The 17,799-nt window shown below is 60.5% G+C and carries 17 protein-coding genes; 7 read left to right on the top strand and 10 right to left on the bottom strand.

What is annotated here, in order from left to right; genetic code table 11:
* The first annotated feature begins 3 nt into the window (after nucleotides 1-3).
* Both R3E82_20675 and R3E82_20680 read left to right on the top strand, forming a co-directional pair.
* A complete protein-coding gene (locus tag R3E82_20675; GenBank protein MEZ5553308.1) occupies nucleotides 4-1,146 on the top strand; it encodes a metallophosphoesterase in 1,143 nt (380 codons plus the stop codon).
* Nucleotides 1,146-3,779 (top strand): AAA family ATPase, encoded by a 2,634-nt coding sequence (locus R3E82_20680; GenBank protein MEZ5553309.1) that lies wholly within the window; start codon nucleotides 1,146-1,148, stop codon nucleotides 3,777-3,779. The genes R3E82_20675 and R3E82_20680 overlap by 1 nt, the downstream gene beginning before the upstream one ends.
* A gap of 272 nt (nucleotides 3,780-4,051) precedes the next feature.
* Here R3E82_20680 and R3E82_20685 read toward each other — a convergent pair whose 3' ends face one another.
* The 5 genes from R3E82_20685 to R3E82_20705 form a co-directional block, all read right to left on the bottom strand.
* Complete coding sequence (locus R3E82_20685) at nucleotides 4,052-4,840, bottom strand: crotonase/enoyl-CoA hydratase family protein (GenBank protein ID MEZ5553310.1); 789 nt, start codon at nucleotides 4,838-4,840, stop codon at nucleotides 4,052-4,054.
* Between the two features lie 79 nt (nucleotides 4,841-4,919).
* Nucleotides 4,920-5,669, bottom strand: coding sequence for an SDR family oxidoreductase (locus R3E82_20690; protein ID MEZ5553311.1), 750 nt, complete (start codon nucleotides 5,667-5,669; stop codon nucleotides 4,920-4,922).
* A gap of 12 nt (nucleotides 5,670-5,681) precedes the next feature.
* Entirely contained in the window at nucleotides 5,682-6,278 is a 597-nt protein-coding gene (locus tag R3E82_20695; GenBank protein MEZ5553312.1) for a 2-hydroxychromene-2-carboxylate isomerase, read from the bottom strand.
* Between the two features lie 31 nt (nucleotides 6,279-6,309).
* On the bottom strand, nucleotides 6,310-7,071 hold the full coding sequence (locus R3E82_20700; protein ID MEZ5553313.1) for an SDR family oxidoreductase: 762 nt from the start codon (nucleotides 7,069-7,071) through the stop codon (nucleotides 6,310-6,312).
* Nucleotides 7,068-7,916 carry an enoyl-CoA hydratase-related protein gene (locus R3E82_20705; protein MEZ5553314.1) on the bottom strand — a complete coding sequence of 283 codons (849 nt, stop codon included), beginning with the start codon at nucleotides 7,914-7,916 and terminating at the stop codon, nucleotides 7,068-7,070. The genes R3E82_20700 and R3E82_20705 overlap by 4 nt, the downstream gene beginning before the upstream one ends.
* Before the next feature lie 144 nt (nucleotides 7,917-8,060).
* On the opposite strand from R3E82_20705, the gene R3E82_20710 reads away from it, so the two are divergent.
* Nucleotides 8,061-8,579 carry a helix-turn-helix domain-containing protein gene (locus R3E82_20710; GenBank protein MEZ5553315.1) on the top strand — a complete coding sequence of 173 codons (519 nt, stop codon included), beginning with the start codon at nucleotides 8,061-8,063 and terminating at the stop codon, nucleotides 8,577-8,579.
* A gap of 19 nt (nucleotides 8,580-8,598) precedes the next feature.
* Here the strand turns inward: R3E82_20710 and R3E82_20715 are convergent, their stop codons facing one another.
* The 3 genes from R3E82_20715 to R3E82_20725 all read right to left on the bottom strand — a co-directional run bounded on the left by R3E82_20715 (nucleotide 8,599) and on the right by R3E82_20725 (nucleotide 11,113).
* Complete coding sequence (locus tag R3E82_20715) at nucleotides 8,599-9,015, bottom strand: MAPEG family protein (GenBank protein MEZ5553316.1); 417 nt, start codon at nucleotides 9,013-9,015, stop codon at nucleotides 8,599-8,601.
* A gap of 139 nt (nucleotides 9,016-9,154) precedes the next feature.
* Entirely contained in the window at nucleotides 9,155-9,646 is a 492-nt protein-coding gene (locus R3E82_20720) for a VOC family protein (protein ID MEZ5553317.1), read from the bottom strand.
* 45 nt (nucleotides 9,647-9,691) lie between these two features.
* Entirely contained in the window at nucleotides 9,692-11,113 is a 1,422-nt protein-coding gene (locus tag R3E82_20725; GenBank protein MEZ5553318.1) for an amidohydrolase family protein, read from the bottom strand.
* A 267-nt stretch (nucleotides 11,114-11,380) separates the two neighbouring features.
* Between R3E82_20725 and R3E82_20730 the strand changes: the two genes are divergently transcribed.
* Nucleotides 11,381-12,199 (top strand): hypothetical protein, encoded by an 819-nt coding sequence (locus tag R3E82_20730; protein ID MEZ5553319.1) that lies wholly within the window; start codon nucleotides 11,381-11,383, stop codon nucleotides 12,197-12,199.
* A gap of 210 nt (nucleotides 12,200-12,409) precedes the next feature.
* Here R3E82_20730 and R3E82_20735 read toward each other — a convergent pair whose 3' ends face one another.
* The gene (locus R3E82_20735; GenBank protein MEZ5553320.1) at nucleotides 12,410-13,675 is read right to left on the bottom strand and encodes an ACS family MFS transporter; all 1,266 of its coding nucleotides are present in this window, start codon (nucleotides 13,673-13,675) and stop codon (nucleotides 12,410-12,412) included.
* Nucleotides 13,676-13,963: 288 nt separating this feature from the next.
* Here R3E82_20735 and R3E82_20740 point away from each other — a divergent pair, with 288 nt between their 5' ends.
* Nucleotides 13,964-14,902, top strand: coding sequence for a LysR family transcriptional regulator (locus tag R3E82_20740; GenBank protein MEZ5553321.1), 939 nt, complete (start codon nucleotides 13,964-13,966; stop codon nucleotides 14,900-14,902).
* Here the strand turns inward: R3E82_20740 and R3E82_20745 are convergent.
* On the bottom strand, nucleotides 14,826-15,251 hold the full coding sequence (locus R3E82_20745) for a hypothetical protein (protein MEZ5553322.1): 426 nt from the start codon (nucleotides 15,249-15,251) through the stop codon (nucleotides 14,826-14,828). The two genes, R3E82_20740 and R3E82_20745, sit on opposite strands and share 77 nt — an antisense overlap.
* A 107-nt stretch (nucleotides 15,252-15,358) precedes the next feature.
* Here R3E82_20745 and R3E82_20750 point away from each other — a divergent pair, with 107 nt between their 5' ends.
* Nucleotides 15,359-15,820: a MarR family transcriptional regulator gene (locus tag R3E82_20750; GenBank protein MEZ5553323.1), complete on the top strand. Its 462-nt coding sequence runs from the start codon at nucleotides 15,359-15,361 to the stop codon at nucleotides 15,818-15,820.
* A gap of 8 nt (nucleotides 15,821-15,828) precedes the next feature.
* Complete coding sequence (locus tag R3E82_20755) at nucleotides 15,829-17,787, top strand: S9 family peptidase (protein MEZ5553324.1); 1,959 nt, start codon at nucleotides 15,829-15,831, stop codon at nucleotides 17,785-17,787.
* The last annotated feature ends 12 nt before the right edge of the window (nucleotides 17,788-17,799 follow it).

The raw sequence follows: 17,799 nt of genomic DNA on the forward strand, positions 1-17,799 counted from the left end.
CGGATGTCGACATCTACCCGCTTCATTCACACTTCGGACTGGCAGCTCGGCATGACCCGGTCGTTTCTGCGCGACGAGGCCATGTCGCGTTTTTCCCAGGCACGCATCGACGCCATTCGGACCCTGGGCGATCTTGCCACCCGGCATGGCGCGGAATTCATCCTTGTGGCCGGGGATGTATTCGAGTCGAATCAGCTGTCGAAGGAAACCCTGTTGCGCACGCTCAATGCGCTCAAGACCCTGCCCGTTCCGATCTTTCTGCTGCCCGGTAACCACGATCCCCTCGACGCTGCGTCCATCTTCGCTACCCGGGAGTTCCGGGAAGCGGGCGATCGGATCCAGGTGCTGCGTGACATGGTGCCGGTGCCGGTACCCGGTGTCGCCGTTGTCGAGATCGCGGGTGCGCCCTGGCGCACGAGGCATCCAAGCTCTGATCTCTGCGCAGACCTGGCAGATGGCCTGCAGCCGGCCGAAGGCGTGATTCGAATCGCTGTCTGTCACGGCCAGGTGGACACACTTGCGCCGGACGGGGCACGACCGGACATCATCAACCTGAAGCGCGCCGAGCGCGCCGTCGCGGAAGGCTGCTTCCATTATCTGGCTCTCGGCGACCGGCACTCGGTAACCCGGGTGGGGGATACCGGGCGCATCTGGTACTCGGGTGCCCCGGTGGCGACCGCATTCGATGAAGTGGATCCGAACCAGGCGTTGCTGGTGACCCTCACCGCCGGGGCCGATTGCCAGGTGGAACCCCTGAGGGTAGGCGACTGGTCGTTTATCGCCGCCGCACACCCGATGAACGGACCCGACGATCTCTCCCGGTTCCGAAGCTGGCTGAAGGGTCTGCCGAACCGGGAACGATCAGCCGTAAAGGTGGGGTTTACCGGCACTGTCAGCCTGGCCACCGCCGCGGCGCTCGAAGCACTGATGGAGAGTGAAGCGCCCGGCTTCGCCAGTCTCGAATGGCGCGAGCGCACGACCGACCTCGCCGTGGTACCGGATCAGCTCGACCAGGACAGCGTGTCACTGACCGGCTACGCCCGGGCAGCCTGGAACGAGTTGCTGGCAGCCGCAGAAGACGGCGACCAGACTGCCCGGGATGCACTCATGCTCTTTTACCGCCTGAGCAGACAGGAGGGCGGCTGATGCGCATCCTGCGGCTTTCTCTGGAGAACTGGCGCGGGGTGACTTCGCGCAGCATCGAGTTCTGCGAAGGTGTCACCGTGATTGAAGGGCCAAACGAAATCGGCAAATCGTCGATCATCGAAGCCCTGCAGATGCTCATCCAGGAACTCGATTCCTCAAAGAAAAAGGCGGTCAAAGCGATTCAGCCGGTCGACCGGGACGTGGGAAGCACAGTGGCAGCCGAAATAGAGGCGGGCGATTATCGCTTCGTCTATGCCAAAACCTACAACCGGTCACCCCAGACCACGCTGGACGTACTCACTCCGCAACGACGGCAGCTTACCGGTCGTGAAGCCCACGAGGCTGTCGAGCAGATGCTCGCAGAGACGGTCGACATGGCTCTGTGGCAGGCACTGCTGGTGGATCAGGGAGACAAGGTCGGACTCGCTGATCTGCAGAACTCGGCGGGACTGGCCCAGGCGCTGGACGCCGCTGCAGGCAATGCCGGTGCAGCAGATGCCGGCGAAGACAACAGCCTTATCGCGGCTGTCCAGGCGGAATACGAACGCTACTACACGGCCAAGACCGGTCGTTCGAAATACCAGCACCTGGAAGAAGCCGCAGCAAACGCCGATGCCAGCCTCGCCGCAGCCCGGGCCGCGCTCACCGAGATCGAAGAGAATACCGAACGCCATCGGGTTCAGACTGCCGAGGTGCGTCGGCTCAAGGCCGCGCTGCCGGAGCTGGAAAAGCGCTTCAAGGCACACGAAACAACCTGGCAGTCCGTGCGTTCGCTGACGGAGAAGCTGACCGATTCACGCAAGGCACTCGATTCGGCAAGGACAATCCAGAAGGACGCCGAGCGAGCCGTGCAGGAACGTCAGAGGCTGATCGATGAGGTGGAAAAGAATGAAAAACAGCTGGAAAGCGAGCGACTGCGGCAGGCGCCCCTCGCCGCACGCACGCAGGAGTTACAAACCGGGCTCTCTGCGGCTCAACTGCAGGCAACCGGGGCGAAAACAACGCTTCGCGCACTGCGCGCGGCGCTCGATCTGATGCAGCGCGATGCCGCTTACCTGGAAAATCTGGATGAACTTGCCGCGGTGAGGAAGCGGCTCACGCTGCTTACGGACATCACCGCTCAACTGAGTATCCAGTTGCGGGTGCGATCGGAAATCAGCATCGATGCAGCTGGGCTCGACCAGCTCCGCGACGCGACCAGTGCGCTGGCCGTTGCCAGAGGCAAGCGGGATGCCGCATCCACCACCCTGTCTGTAACCGCATTGCGGGATCTCGATGTCGGAATCGCAGAGGAGAACCTGTCGCTGCGCACCTCACAGACAACCACCCGAGGTGTGTCCTCCTCGCTGGAAATCCATCTGCCCGAAATCGCGAGGATACGGGTTACGCCGTCACGCTCAGTCGCCGAACTTGCAGAGGAGACCGCAGCAGCCGAGGCACTGCTCGAAACACTGCAGCAAGGGTTCGGTGTGGACAGTCTCGAAGCGGCCGTCGTCGCAAACCAGCGCAGGACAGAAGCTGAGCGGACAATCGAAAGTCTGAAAGCCCGCGAGCGGGAGCTCCTGCAGTCCGCGACAACCGAGGAGCTGGCGCTGCTCGCAGAAAGTCTGGAAACCCGCTGCACGCGCTACGCGCAGGAACGATCCGCGGCCACACCCCTGCCGGAAAACGCAACGGCTGCAGCGAATCTGCTGACCGATGCAAAAGCTCGACTCGCGGTTGCCGAAAACGACCTCGAAGAAGCACAACGGGAAGCAGAGCGACTTGCGGCAGAACACGCGAAACAGGATGGTGCTCTGCGCATGTCGCAACAGGAACTGGCTGTTCTGGAAAGGCTGCTCGGCGACAACCGCGCGACACTTGACCGCGCCCGCGAGGAACGAACCGATGCCACGCTTCAGGAACGGGAACAGCAGACCACCGAGGCTGCCGCTGTGCTGGCAAAGCAGATGGCCGAACTCGAATCCACCCTGACCGAAATCTCACCAGAGGCCGCCCGGACCCTGTTTGAAAATGCCCGGGACGTGCTCGATGGCGCCAGGGCGGAAACAGTCAGGGCGGAGCGCGATCTCGCTGTACTCACAGACCGCCTCGAACAGGCCCGGGCGAACGGGCGCTTCGAAGAAGCGGAACTTGCCACGCGCAGATGCGAAGCGGCTCACGCTGCTTTTGCCACCACCAGGCAGCGTGCTGAGGCAGCACAACGCCTCTGGGTTACGCTGAGTCACCACCGGGAAGCAGCGCGTGAGTCCTATGTGAGACCGCTCAAGGCAGCCATCGAACGTCTTGGGGCCGTCGTCTTCGGCAGTGGCTTTTCCGTAGGCCTCGGCGACGACTGGTCGATCGTCTCCCGGACCCATCAGGGTAAGACACTCGAGTTCGAAGACCTGAGTATCGGCGCGAAGGAGCAGCTCGGTATTCTTACGCGCCTGGCCGCGGCACAGATCGTCTCGAAGCAGGGCGGTGTACCCCTGGTTCTCGACGACGCGCTGGGTTTCTCAGATCCGCTGCGTCTGGAAACCATGGGTGCAGCCATCGCTGCTGCAGGCCGGCAGTGTCAGATCATCATCCTCACCTGCACTCCGGGCCGGTTCACCCATGTCGGCAACGCCAGGGTGATCAGGATCGACTGAGCCTGCGCCGAGCGGGCCTTCACCAGAATGCGGCAGCGCCACCCGGTATCCGCACAGCGATGGTGCAGCGATTTTTCTGCGCCAGGCAGCATTGACGCACGCGCGACACTAAGTTTCTGAAATTCATGCTGAATTTCTCCGCACGAATTCTGGCACGCAACCTGCAAATCCATTGAGGACACCGGCGAACTCTCTCCCCTTGCTCGTCCAGGTGTGACTCAGGCGTCCAGGCTGTTCCCCTCAGCCTGGGCGTCTTCCTTTCTCCAGGTGCACTATCGACCTTTGAACACTGCCTTGCGCCGTTCGATGAAAGACTGAATTCCTTCGCGGGCATCTTCTGTATCCATCACACGTTCGCGCACCATGGGCAGCGCATCAATTGCGGCGCGCTCGCCGGCTGCGATGAACTGCCGCCCTGCTGCCTTCATCACCTGAATGCCCAGCGGCGCATTGGCTGTGATGAGCCTTGCCAGCGCCATCGCGCGATCGATCTGGGTACCGGCTGCAACGATTTCCTGCACCAGCCCCACCCGGAAGGCCTCCGCGGCATCGAACTCGTCACACAGCATCAGGTGATACATGGCATTGCCCCAGCCCGATCTTGATAGAAAACGGAAGTGCGCACCGCCCAGCGGGGCGATTCCGCGCTTCGATTCCATCTGGCAGAAGCGGGCATCATCGGCCGCGACCACGATGTCCCCGGCGAGCATCATTTCGATGCCTACCGTGTAAACAATGCCCTGCACGGCAGTTATCACGGGTTTGCTGCACTGGTTACTCAGACCAAAGGGATCGATGTTCCCTGCCGGCCTTTCCACCTTGATCGCACCCGGACCGAAAAATTTCGGCATGTCGAGCCCGGCTGTGAAATCGTTGCCCGCTGCGCACAACACACCGGCCCACAGATCCTCGGTTGTCTCCAGCAGTGTCATGGCATCGGAGAGCTGCTCCATCATGTAAGGATCAAAGGCGTTTTTCTTCGCCACGTTGTCAATGGTGATTTTCAGAATGTGTTCATCACGCTCGTGATAGACGCGGCCTGGTGGCCTGGCTTCAGTCATTGCTTTCTCCGTCATGCATACTCGTAGTTATTTTTTTCGAACGTCCCGCAGGAGCCCGTACCGCAACCGTGCGGAGCGCTTACCAGTTCTCTGTCCAGGGTCGCAGTATCACTTCAAAGGTCCAGGTCGACCGGTGCTGACGATGGAGCTGCAGGTAGACGTCTGCAATGCGATCCGGATGCGCCATGTTGTCCGCCACGGTCTGTCCTGCCAGCCGGTGTGCGCGGGTACCATCGGCCTGTTCCCAGCCGATTGCCGCATCGATGGGTATCTGGGCGACATGAATACCCTGGGGCATGAGTTCCCGCGCCATGCTCTGGGCCAGACCCGCTTTGCCCTGGGAGGCGGCGGCAAAGGCAGCGCTGCGGGGAAAGCCCTTCAGCGCAGCGCTGGCGTTGGTGAAGAGGATGGTGCCTTTGTGGCCGTCTCTGCCATCCAGTGCCAGCATGGCCCGGGCAGCCTGCTGGCCGACCAGGAAAGCGCTGAAGGTCGAGTTCATGAGGGTCGCCAGCACCGCGCCGGCATCCACTTCGGTAATCGATTTGCGGAAGACTTCGCGTGGACGGCCGTCGATGTTGTGCACGACCAGTCGCGGCGGTCCCAGTCTGCTCGAGACCGTTTCGAACAGCGCAGCGACCGCAGCCGGATCTGATGCATCACAGCCGATCACGGTCACACCCTGATCCTGGGCCAGCGCCTTCAGGACGGGCTTCTCCGTGTCCCGAGCGGCAACCGCTACCCGCATGCCCTGCTGCGTAAACAGTCGAGCACAGCTTGCGCTGATACCCGGCCCGCCACCAACGATAAGCGCAACTTCAGCTTCGCTCACCGCTTGCTCTCCTCAAACCCGGGCGGTTTCGATTGCATCGCGCAGCTTGTCTTTACCAAAGAAGATTTCGTCTCCGACGAACAGAGTTGGCGATCCGAAGGTGCCACGATTCACGGATGCTTCGGTCAGCTCGATCAGGGTCTGTTTCACAACGGGATCCGCCATGCCCTTGAGAATTTCATCCCGAGGCAGACCGGCGCTGTCCAGCACCCCGGCGATAATCTCGTCTTCGTCCATCTTCAGCGCCTGTTCCCACATCGCCGTATACATGGCATCGATGTACCGCTGATAGAAATTGCCTGATCGCGCAAACACAGCACCCCGCATGATCTTCAGTGTATTCACCGGAAAATGGGGATTCGGCACCTGGGGCGCGATACCGTGGCTGCGACAGAACCGCTCCGTCTCGATACGCGCGTAGTCCGGCTTGTTTTTGATGCCCTGCATGGACACGGCGGGTGAGACATTGCTGGTTGCCTTGAATACACCACCCAGCAGAATCGGCACGTAGTCGAATTCGATACCGGTCTGTTTCGAGACGGCGGGAATGACCTTGTGCACCAGATAGGCATTGGGGCTGCCGAAGTCATAGTGAAATTCGATTTTCATGCAGGGGCTCCGTTATCTCCGTTATGAGGATTCAGTGATTCCACCAGGGGCGGTCTGAGAATGACCGCAGATCGATCTCATGGGTCCAGGTCGAGCGGTGCTGGTTCGCCAGGTGCAGATAGGTTTCGGCAATGCGCTCCGGCACCATCAGGCCGTCGGCCTTCCCGCGGGTGTCACGCAGTTCCTGGAAACGTTCAGCACCCAGCATTTTGCCGAGAGTGTCCGGCGCATCCACCGCGCCGTCGATGAGGATATGGGCTATGTGAATGCCCTTGGGGCCGAACTCCGCATTCAGCGACTGGCACAGCATGCGCCGTCCACCCATGGCGGCGGTATGGGAGTGCTGGCCGCCATTACCCCGCACCGCCGCCGTGGCAGAAGTCACCAGAAGCGTACCGTGGCCGCGCGCTTCCATGCGGGGACAGACGGCGGATGCGGTCCGGAACAGACCGAAAGTCGCCAGCCGCCAGCCCATTTCGAAGGCTTTGTAGCTGGTGTCCTTGAGGGAGCGGTCACCGATCTGTGCACCGAGGTTGTAGACAACCACTTCGATGGGACCGATGTCAGCTTCAACCGCCGCGATCCGGGCTTCGATGGCGTCGGGCTCGGTGGCATTGAGCAGATGGCCCGAGGCGGATCCGCCCGCTGCTTCGATCGCACTCACCATTCTGCGCAGCCCTTCTTCGTCACTGCGCCTGCACAAAACCGCATGGTAGCCCTCTTCAGCAAATCGCTGCCCGACCGTGCCGCCGATGCCGGCGCCGGCCCCCATCACAAAACATACGGGTTTCATGAATTTTCTCCAGTTGGTGGCCTGTTCTGCGGGTGGAAGACCGGATTGCGCTTCTCTTTAAAGGCGAGGATGGCTGCGCGGGTTTCATCGCCCCCACCGGATTCGACCATGTTTCTGGCCTCCAGGGCGAAGGAGTCATCGAGAGACTGCACCAGGCCGGCCTGCAGGTTCTGCTTGATCCTTCCCAGTGTCCGGGTGGGACCATTGGCGATTTCGATGGCGTACTGCAGTGCCTGTTCACGAAAGCTTGCCGCCGGAAACACGCGGTCCACCAGACCGATGGCAAGCGCCTCCTGAGCCGACAGCCGGGGTGAGAAATAGAACAGCGACTTGGCCCGGGCAAGACCCACCAGCCGGGGGAGAAACCAGGTCGCACCATAATCCCCGGACAGGCCGACGTTGCGGAACGCGGTGATCAGGAAAGCATCGTCTGCGGCGACTCTCAGGTCGCAGGCCAGGGCGATGGAGAGTCCGGCACCGGCCGCCGCACCTGGTAAGGCGGCCACGGTGGGTTTGCTCAGATGATAGAGCCGGCCAGTCAGCGCCCGCTGTTTCTGTGTGAGATCGGCAATGCGGCGCTCCAGGCTCGGGGCGGGATCACTGGAATGGGTATCACCGCCCATTTCGCTGACATCACCGCCGGAACAGAAAGATTTACCGGCGCCGGTCAGCATCACACACCCCACATCGGCTCGACCTTCCAGCTCGGGCAGCAGCGCGCGCAGCGCCGGTGTGAGGATGTCGCCGAGGGCGTTCTTCTTATGCGGTTTGTTGAGGGTAACCACGGCCACCCGCTGGTGAATGTCGCAGAGCAGCTCTTCCGTGCCGGTATCGATCCGAGCCATTTCCATCTCCCTGCCTGTCCCGATCCCCGTCGGTCACTGACCGGCCGTCGGCCGTCGACTGCAAGTCTGACTGCACTCCATCAGAGTTGCATCATAGGACTAACTTGAAGTTGCATCATAAAACTCTATCGCTAGAATGCAACCATGAAATTGAAGACCTTCGAGCATTTCAACTGTTCATTAGCCCAGACGCTGTCGGTAATTGGCGAACACTGGACCATGCTGATCATCCGGGACGCGTTTTTTGGCCTGCGCCGCTTCGACCAGTTTCAGAAAAGCCTGGGGATCGCCCGCAATGTACTGAGCGACCGCCTGAAGAAGCTGGTGCAGGCCGGGGTTCTGGAGAAATCCGCAGGACCCGGACACCCGGAGTACCGGCTCACCGAGAAAGGACTGGCGCTCCAGCCCGTGATGATCGCCATGACCCATTGGGGCGACACCTACATGCCACACCCGGACGGTGACCGGCTCACCTTCGTCGACCGGCAGGACGGTAAGCCCATCCAGCCGGTCGGCATTCATGCCGCCGACGGCCGGAGACTGGCACCGAAGGAGATCAGGGCCAGAGCGGGTCCCGGGTTACGGGGCGCAGAATTCTTCGCAAGATCGGCTCAGGCGGACGGGGCTGGGAATGTCGAGGAGGGTGCGCCACGGTCGCCCTGAGCGATCATCCCACTGCGTACTAGAGCGCGAGCAGCGTGCGGATCAGCAGCACAAAGAGGATGAAACTCCCCGCCTGAAACACCAGGAAGCGCACCAGAATCACATTGCGTGTCGCCTGGGTCATGGAATGCACCACCCGGGCCACCACATAGGACCAGGCGAATCCCACGCTGATCGGATCAACCACTCCCGCCATGTGTGCGGCAAGCGCCAGCGCATAAAAGATCGTCGGCTGTTCGTGCAGATGGTTGTAGTTGTCCGCCACCCGGGCGACCTCGGGAGGTAATACGAGGGAAGCGCCGGTGCGCGAAAGTTCCACCAGGTCGATTCTGGCTTTGCCCATCGCGGGTATTCGAGTCGCATACATCCAGATCAGCATGACAAAGGTCCAGCTCACCAGCGCCAGAACCGGCGCGATCATTCCGTGTGCGTACATGTTTCAATTCCTCAGCCGTAACCGGTCGTGAACGATGGGATCTGTGTAAATTGTGTGAGCAACCGCGTCAGCCGGTTCAGTATAGCGCTTAACCAGGCAACTCAAGCCGTCCGCTCGAGCTGATCCTCAACCTGTTTTCTCAACCCAGCCCCTCTTCGCCGTAGCGCTTCGCCGGACCACTTCCTCCGGGTCCCAGCCGCCCCTTCTCACCGAAATGGCCCTGCCCCGGCACATGGTTCACCTCAACCCTGATGCCGTCCGGGTCCTCGAAGAGCACCGAGTAGTAGCCCGGCGCAAAATGCTCACCGGCTTCGGGCGGGTGGACGATCTTCGCCCCCAGTTCATCGCGCGCGTACTCATGTACACGATCCACGTCCTTTGCCGAACGGGCTCGCAGGCAGAGATGATGCAGTCCGGGTGTCCACTGGTCGAAAACTCTGTCGCGCTTGTCCTGGGGCGCCGCCCGCACCAGGATGCCGGTCCGACCGCCGATGCAATAGACGGTGTCGTCATTGCGGATCAATGTTTTCATCCCTAGGAAGTGGCACAGCCTCTCCCAGAAAGGCAGGCCCGATTCGGGCTCACGCAGTGTCATCTGAATGTGGGCGACGCCATTAATTTCGATACTCATGCTTCGACACTCATGTTTCGTTTCTCCCGTTCCAGTCCGCCTGAGTTACCCCGAGGCCGCCGGCCGCAATACCCGACCGGATACCACGCCCGTCATCGCACCATCGCGGCGCACGATCCGGCCATTGACCATCACCAGATCAAATCCCTCCGCCAGTATCTGAGGCTGGGTATAGGAGGCGCGCGCTCGCACCCGCTGCGGATCAAAGAGAATCACATCCGCCACCATCCCTGACTCCAGACGCCCGCGATCTGCTATCCCCAGAATATCTGCCGGGATAGACGTCATTTTCGCCACCGCGGTTTCAAGACTCAGCAGCTTCTGCGACATCACATAGTCTTCGATCACTTTGGCGAAGGTCCCGTAACCTCGCGGATGATAAGTACCCGGGCCACCATCCGAGCTGATCACAACCCAGGGATCCGCGAGCAGAGCAGACTGGAGAGCCTCGTCCATCACAAAATACGCCGCTGAGAAGCCCTGCGGACCCAGTTTCTCGATCAGCACTTCTTCGAAAGGCAGTTCAAGTTCACGGGACAGATCCGCGAGGGTTTTTCCAGTATAGGGGGCCGTGCCGAGCAGAGTCGCCTGCGGTCCATTCCGCAGATTGACTCTTTGTCGCAGGTAGTCTGCCAGCTCTTTACGTCGCTCAGACTTTGCCTCGAGGAACTGCTCGGTCGTCTTCGCCCAGACCGGAAACAGCAGGCCGATGCCCGTGTAGCTGGCGGAATACGGGTAGGTATCGGCGGTGATTGTGACGCCACCATCCCGGGCCGAGGCGAGAATGTCGAGAATCTCCTTCGCCCTGGCGCTGCCTTTACCGTACACAGACTTGAGATGCGCTATATGCACACGCGCATGCGCACCCTGCTCCACCAGCTCTCCGATCGCATCTGCCAGCTTGTCATCGTCTTCCGTACGCAGGTGGGACATGATCACCCGATCCCTGCGACCCACAACCCTGGCCAGCGCCTCCAGCTCGGCCGCCGACGCATGCAGCCCCGGGTTGTACTCGAGTCCTGTGCTCATGCCAAAAGCGACATCCAGCGCAGTGTCCAGTCGCTCCGCGAGTTCACTGATTGCAGTGGCTGAAGGCCGCGGGTCCATGCCGATCCCGGAGACCGTGCGCAGGGTACCGTGACCTGCGAACATCGCGAGATTCGGACCGATACCTGACCCGGACACCCGATCGAGCCAGTCGCTCAGGTCCTCCGTCTCCGGACTCGATCCATCCTGACCAAGGGTGATCGTGGTGACGCCCATGGCGAGAAAATTCTCGAACATCGGGGTCGTAAAAGGATCGCCGTGTGAGTGGGGGTCTATGAATCCCGGCGCAACCACCCGGCCGCCGGCGTCGATGACCTGTTCTGCATCGAACCGGGCCAGGGCATCCGTGCCGATTTCGATGATCCGGCCTGCGTCAACCACGAGATCCCCTGTGAAGGCCGGGCCACCGAGACCGTCCACGATCCGCCCTCCGGCAATCACAAAGTCTACGGCGGTTTTTGTCTGAGGTGACTCAGCTCTGTCATCCGGCCTGCTGCACCCGGCAGTCAGCAGCAAGAGCAGGCAAAAGGTGTACGCGTGTCTCATTTTCGAGTTCCATCCAGATATCACCATCGACTCATGTGGGATTGCGCTGCAGAGGATGGCAGAATCGTCCACACCGCCTCCGCTTCCCGACACTTCATTCTGCCACCTGTCCGGATTTCCCCTGATTAAAGGAGCTAAGTGATGCGAACTACAGCGGCACTGACTCTCGGCGCTATCTGCCTCATCTCTGCAGGCACTGCTTCCGCAGCCAAACCCGGCTTCGGAGACACCTTCACCTTTGGTATCGGCTCAATGTGGACTCAATCCGACGCCACATTCGCCTATACGCTGGATGGGTTACCCGAAACCGAACTCGATCTTTCAGATCTCGGCATGAAGGATTCTGACACGGTTCTGTGGCTTGGCGGCAAATGGCAGATTTCTGATCGTTTTCATATTGGTGCCAGCTACAGCAGCTTCGATGCGAATGGCTCGAACACGGCAGAGTTCGACGGTGACTTCGGCGAGGTGCTTTTCACCACCGGCGCAACTCTGACTTCCAGTTTCGAATCCGAACTCTACATCGTGGATCTCGGCTGGGATTTCGTGAAGACAGAAGACGCTCATCTCGGTCTGGGTGCAGGTGTTCATATTGCGGATCTGAGCTTCGAGCTGGGGGCGGTCGTCGACCTGCCGCTCGGTGGAACGCTCGATCTGGGAGTGGACAGGGCAGAGGCAACAGCACCACTGCCCAATGCCACATTGAGTGGCGGCGTGATGATCAGCGATCACCTCTATCTGCAGGGCACTGCCGGATACTTCAGTCTGAACTACAAGGATTATGACGGTCGGCTGCTGTCCGCCCGGGCTGCCCTCGAATGGCGGCCTTTCGAGCGATTCGGCGTCGGAGCCGGGTACCAGTATCTCAATCTCAACCTCAAGGTTGACGATTCGGATTCAAACGAAGAATTCGATCTGGATCTCTCCGGCCCGCTGCTGTTCCTCTCAGTGGGTTTCTAGAGAGGGCAGCAACGACTCAGCGTCCGGGTGGCTGATCGGCGTGCTGTGTGCCTTCTCCAGGCGTCACAAACAGCAGCCGGGTCTTCTTCTCAGGCCGCCGGCTCAACTTTCAGCGGCGCACCTTTACCCTGAGGGCCCAGAACCAGTCGCTTGAGATTCAGATCGTGGGGGCCCGGATCAGCTGCCATCGAACTTCTCCATTGTGCAGATTCAATCAAATATTTTCTTCCCGCTGGAGAGCAGCAGGAAGGCGATGAGACCAACCAGGGTAATCCCGGCCGCCACCTGAAACACCAGCGCCCAGGAACCGGTGAGTTCGAGAATGAGTCCGCTCACGAATACGCCGATGATGCCCGGGATCGTGCCGGCGGTGTTGGTGATACCCATCAGGGTTCCGGCATGCCGTGGCGCGATGTCCATGTGATTGACCGAGAAACCGCCGGTCACGAAGGCACCCAGCGCATTGCCCACTGTCATCACGGTGATCGCCATCCAGGCGGTCTGTACTTCACCCACGATCAGCAGTGCTGTCGCGATACCTCCGAAGCCGATGGTCTGCATGAGTTTGCGCACCCGGCCGACATCCATGCCGCTGCGGATCAGACGGTCGGCAATGTTGCCGGCAATGTTGAGAAAGAAGAAAGAGGCAATGTGAGGAATCATGGTGACCCAGCCGACTGAGGCATAGTCCACACCGAGGCCTTTGTTCACAAAAGTCGGCAGCCAGGACAGCAGCACATAGAGCGACCAGTTGTTGCAGAAGTGCGCGATGATGATGGCCCACACCGGTCCGCACTTGAGGAATTCGATCAGATCCGGCGTCGGTGCAGTCTCACCGACCGATGTCCCCGCCTCGATTACAGCCAGTTCTTCGGAACTGACCTCCGGATGATTCTGAGGTAACGCCGACACACTGCGCTGCCAGATCACAAACCAGATCACCCCGACGGCGCCAAACAGATAAAAGGCCCACTCCCAGCCCAGTTCGACGACGATAATCGGGGTCACGACCAGCGCGAACACCGTACCCAGCGGGATACCGCTGTTGGCGAAGCCGACCGCCCGGGATCGCTCGCTCAGGGGAATCCATTTGGAGTAGAGACTGTAGATGGAGGGGAAGGTCACCGCTTCCCCCATACCCATACCGATGCGCGCAGCGATCAGCACGGTGATGCCGAGCCAGGCCGCGGGAGGGGTGAGAATGGTGAACAGTGACCACAGGAGCACGCCCGCTCCCAGCACGACCTTGCCACCGAAGCGGTCCGCCAGTCTGCCACCAACCACCTGGAGCAGCAGATAGCCGACGAAAAAGGAGGAAAGCACCGTACCCTGGGTGGACATGCTCCATCCCAGATCTTCTGCCATGGGGATGATGGCGACTGAAATGTTGACGCGATCGATGTAGCAGATGAATACCGACAGGAACGCGAGAAACACCACCACGTAACGCCGTGGCACGCCTTTGGACTGCTGCAAATCACTCTCCCCCTTGTTTGCCGGAGTACCATACCTCGAAATCCGGTGAGCGGGGGAGTAGACGTCGATCCGGAGGCGGCCATTGCCTGGGAGTGCAGAGCGTGTCTGCCATGGGGAGGAGAGGGCAACCCACCGGGGCGGGTGGTTTACCACCTCCGGAACGACCGCAAGACTCTAGCAGCCGTCCCGCACACCTTCGAGACGCTCATGCGCACAGGGTATGTGCATAAATGCACGGAACTTCCGCTTGGAGTACTCTCACCCTCTGTTTAACCCCGCTTGAAGGCTATGGACTGGTCAGATCTGCAACACTTCCTGGCGCTGGCACAGGCAGGCTCGATGGCCGGTGCAGCCGACCGGCTGGGTGTCAATCGCACCACGGTCACCCGTCACATCACCGGTCTCGAAGCCGCGCTCGGCACCAGTCTGTTCGAGCGCCAGGGCCGCCACCTCGCACTCACCGATGCGGGCCGTGAAGTACTCAATGTTGCCCAGAGCATCGACGGCGATCTCGCAAGCCTGGAGCGCGCCGTATTCGGCCGTGATCAGGCACTGGCCGGCACCATCCGGCTCACCACCACGGCGGGTATGGCCACACTGCTCGCCGATGATCTGGCGCGGTTTCACCATCAGTATCCTGAACTTGTCCTGGAACTCATGCTCGGAAACGCACTGGAAGATCTGGAAATGATGGAATCCGATCTGGCCATTCGGCTCACCACGGATCCGCCCGAAAACCTCGTCGGGCGCAAAGTCGCAAATCTGCATTCCGCCCTCTATGCCAGCCCGGATCTCGCAGCCCGGATCGGCCGGGGGGAGTCGGCACAGATTCTCGGTTTTTCCGGCTACCCGGAGGGCATGGACTGGATCGGCGAGCAGCTGCCCGACATCGGACGGGTCATCGTCAGCAGCAACAATATGGACGTACTCTGCGAGCTGGCCACCCGGGGTCTGGGCGCAACCGAAGTGCCCTGCTACATCGGCGAATTCAACGATTCCCTGGTGAGGGTCTCAGAACCACACACATTCCGCTTCGCCCAGGCGTGGCTGCTCTATCACCCTCAGCTGCGCAATCTGCGCCGCGTACATCTGCTGGTGGACCACCTGGTGAAAGCCTTCGAGCGGCTTGCGCCTGCGTTTGAAGGGAAGCTCAAACCCCGGAGCGGAGACCGCTCAGCGGCTGCAACTGCAGTGGAACTGCCCCCTGGCGATCGAACATCAGGCTGATATAGCCATCCGCCCAGCCATACTTGTCCCGCATCAGCGCGTTGATCTGTGCACTGAGTTCCGGTCGCGGGACGATCAGGTAACTTTCGATCCGTGCACCGCGCTGCACCCGCGCCTCGGGATGGGCCTGCAGTCGCGAATACCAGCCGGAACCGTCAGCGCCGACCCGCAGATACGCGGATCCTTCGAAGTCCACTACCCATAAACGGGTCTCCTGCTCGACCCCGGCGGCACCCATGCTGTGCAGGACCACGACTTCGCCGCTCTCTGAAGCAACGAACTGCATCCCGAATACACCGACCACCACCAGCAGGATCAGACCCGCGATCCAGACAATACCTCTGACCATGACAGTCACAGCCTTCAGTTGAATTACCCGCCAGGCTACTCCTTAAATAGTTTAGAATCAAACTATTTAATAGTGAACATTTAATCCCGGACGTGTAACATCAGCTCATGAGCACAGTGAAGAGCAGGGATCTGGATACCGCCTTTGCATTCTTCAATGAGATCGGCATCATCTCCCAGCTTTCCATCAATCAGATGCAACGCAGCATGCCTCATGGGCTGACCCAGTCTCAGTTCGCTGTTCTGAACTGGTTCACCCGGGTAGACGACGAGGCCACACCCGGGCGGCTCGCCTCAGCCTTTCAGGTCACAAAGGGTGCCATGACCAACACCCTCACCAAACTGGAAGACAAAGGGTTCATCATTGTCACACCGGACCCGTGCAGCGGTCGCCGCAAACTCGTTCGCATCAGTCCGGCTGGCCGTCGGGCACGCGAGGCGGCACTGGCAGCAGCATCTCCGCAGCTTGCAACCTTCCTCGCCGCGTTCCCTCTGGCAAAACTCAATCGGGTGTTGCCTCTGTTGCGCGATGTACGCCAGTATCTGGATACCGCACGCGAAAACTCCTGAGGTGAATCATGCACCGGCCTGCTGCACTCACCGCACTTACCGCACTCACGATTATCACCGCATCCGGGCAGGCCGCCGCGCCGCCGGTTTCTGCATTTGCGGCGCTGCCTGAAATTTCGGCCGTCAATCTGTCTCCGGACGGCAGGCGGCTGCTGATCATGCGCGCCATCGAGGAGACCCATCATCCGGTGGTGCTGGACATTGCAACGGGAAAATCCAGCCTGGTGATGGCCGCTAATCCTGTAGAGTTTCTGTTCAACTGGTGTCGCTGGGCCAGCGACCGACGCATCATCTGCTCGATCCGCCGTTACGACACCCTGCAGGCCAGCCAGATCGACGCGAGCCGCTATCGCTACTACAGAGACGGCCGTACCACCTTCACACGGATGCTGGCGGTCGACAGCGACGGCACCAACGTTCTCGAACTGATCAGGGCACCGGTAAACCGCGGCAGCGGCGACCTCAAGTGGAATCCGGTCGATCAGGACAATATCCGCGACTGGCTGCCGGATGATCCGGATCATGTGATCGTGCAGCTCGCACGGGAGGAGCGGACCCGGCCCTCCCTGTATCGACTCAACATTCATAACAACAGACTCACCCGCATTCGCCGTTATCACGATTCGGTGTACGACTGGTACGTCGACCGGAAGGGCGTAGTACGCTTTGCGACCGGATTCAGGAACACAACTCCAGTAGCTTTCAGTGTGGAAAAGAAGCAGCTTCGCGAGCTCGACCTCACTGCCCTGAGTGCAGACAATCCCCTGCTCCTGCCGCATGTAATCCGCGTCAGCGGCGACGGGACCAAGATCTATTTTTTGAGTTACCACGAAGGCGGGCACCGTGCGCTTTACCAGGCCGATGCCGCGACTGGAAAGAACATCGAACCCCTGTTCCGGGATCCGGATTTCGATGTTTTCAGCACGCTCCTCTCACACACGGACACCTATGATCTGCAGCTTCTGCACTACCTGCAAGACGACGTTGCCACCCACTGGTTTGACAAGGCGCTGGAAGCAAAGCTGGCCGAAGCCCATCGCACACTTGAAAAGGTACACACCCGAGTCCTGGTGATGGACTCTGACCGGGCACAGAATCGCTTCGTCTTCACAGCGGAGGGTCCAGCCAGCCCGCCCAGCTACTATCTGTACGATCACGGTGAGCAATCGATGCGGCTGATCGGCCACGCATATCCCCAACTCACGGGGGTGATCGAACCGAAAACCATCCGCTACCCGGCCCGGGACGGCTATCAGATACCCGCCATACTCACCGTGCCGGAAGGCACCGGCCCACATCCCACCATCCTGTTTCCGCATGGCGGACCAAACTCGCGGGACGCCCCCCATTTCCACTACTGGACGCAGTACTTCATCAGCCGCGGCTATGCGGTGCTGCAACCGAATTTTCGCGGCTCGACCGGCTACGGGGCAGCCCACCTGGCCGCCGGATTCGAACAGTGGGGCCTGCGCATGCAGCAGGATGTGATGGACGGCCTTGACTGGCTGATCGAGCAGAAAATCACCGACCCGGACCGGGTCTGTGTGGTCGGCAGCAGCTACGGTGGCTATGTCGCCCTGGTCGCTGCCTTCAAGACACCCGATCTCATACGCTGCGCCGTATCTTTTGCCGGGGTTACGGACCTGGCCGGACTGAAGGTGCGCGTAAACGAATTCGACCTGGGTGAACTAGCGCTGGCTCGAATTCAGAGCGGCCCCGCGATGGATGCCAATTCACCCCTGCGCCGGGTCGACAGTATCGATGTCCCTCTGCTGATCGTGCATGGAGATATGGACCGCAGCGTGATGATCGAGCAATCCAGAGATCTCGCCGCCGCACTGGAAAAGTCGGGAAAAACCTACACCTATATAGAACAGCCGGATGGCGACCACTTCCTCAGCATCGCCCGCCATAGACTGCAGTTCTTTCAGGTCATGGATGAGTTCCTGGCCCGCTACCTGCGCTGAGCGCAGGGCTGA

The sequence above is a fragment of the Pseudomonadales bacterium genome (assembly GCA_041395945.1).
GTDB lineage: Bacteria > Pseudomonadota > Gammaproteobacteria > Pseudomonadales > Azotimanducaceae > SZUA-309.

Coding starts and splice junctions, on each gene's coding strand:
- R3E82_20675 (MEZ5553308.1), top strand. CDS start 4: ATGTCGACATCTACCCGCTTCATTCACACTTCGGACTGGCAGCTCGGC.
- R3E82_20680 (MEZ5553309.1), top strand. CDS start 1,146: ATGCGCATCCTGCGGCTTTCTCTGGAGAACTGGCGCGGGGTGACTTCG.
- R3E82_20685 (MEZ5553310.1), bottom strand. CDS start 4,840: ATGACTGAAGCCAGGCCACCAGGCCGCGTCTATCACGAGCGTGATGAA.
- R3E82_20695 (MEZ5553312.1), bottom strand. CDS start 6,278: ATGAAAATCGAATTTCACTATGACTTCGGCAGCCCCAATGCCTATCTG.
- R3E82_20700 (MEZ5553313.1), bottom strand. CDS start 7,071: ATGAAACCCGTATGTTTTGTGATGGGGGCCGGCGCCGGCATCGGCGGC.
- R3E82_20705 (MEZ5553314.1), bottom strand. CDS start 7,916: ATGGCTCGGATCGATACCGGCACGGAAGAGCTGCTCTGCGACATTCAC.
- R3E82_20710 (MEZ5553315.1), top strand. CDS start 8,061: ATGAAATTGAAGACCTTCGAGCATTTCAACTGTTCATTAGCCCAGACG.
- R3E82_20715 (MEZ5553316.1), bottom strand. CDS start 9,015: ATGTACGCACACGGAATGATCGCGCCGGTTCTGGCGCTGGTGAGCTGG.
- R3E82_20720 (MEZ5553317.1), bottom strand. CDS start 9,646: ATGAGTATCGAAATTAATGGCGTCGCCCACATTCAGATGACACTGCGT.
- R3E82_20730 (MEZ5553319.1), top strand. CDS start 11,381: ATGCGAACTACAGCGGCACTGACTCTCGGCGCTATCTGCCTCATCTCT.
- R3E82_20740 (MEZ5553321.1), top strand. CDS start 13,964: ATGGACTGGTCAGATCTGCAACACTTCCTGGCGCTGGCACAGGCAGGC.
- R3E82_20745 (MEZ5553322.1), bottom strand. CDS start 15,251: ATGGTCAGAGGTATTGTCTGGATCGCGGGTCTGATCCTGCTGGTGGTG.
- R3E82_20750 (MEZ5553323.1), top strand. CDS start 15,359: ATGAGCACAGTGAAGAGCAGGGATCTGGATACCGCCTTTGCATTCTTC.
- R3E82_20755 (MEZ5553324.1), top strand. CDS start 15,829: ATGCACCGGCCTGCTGCACTCACCGCACTTACCGCACTCACGATTATC.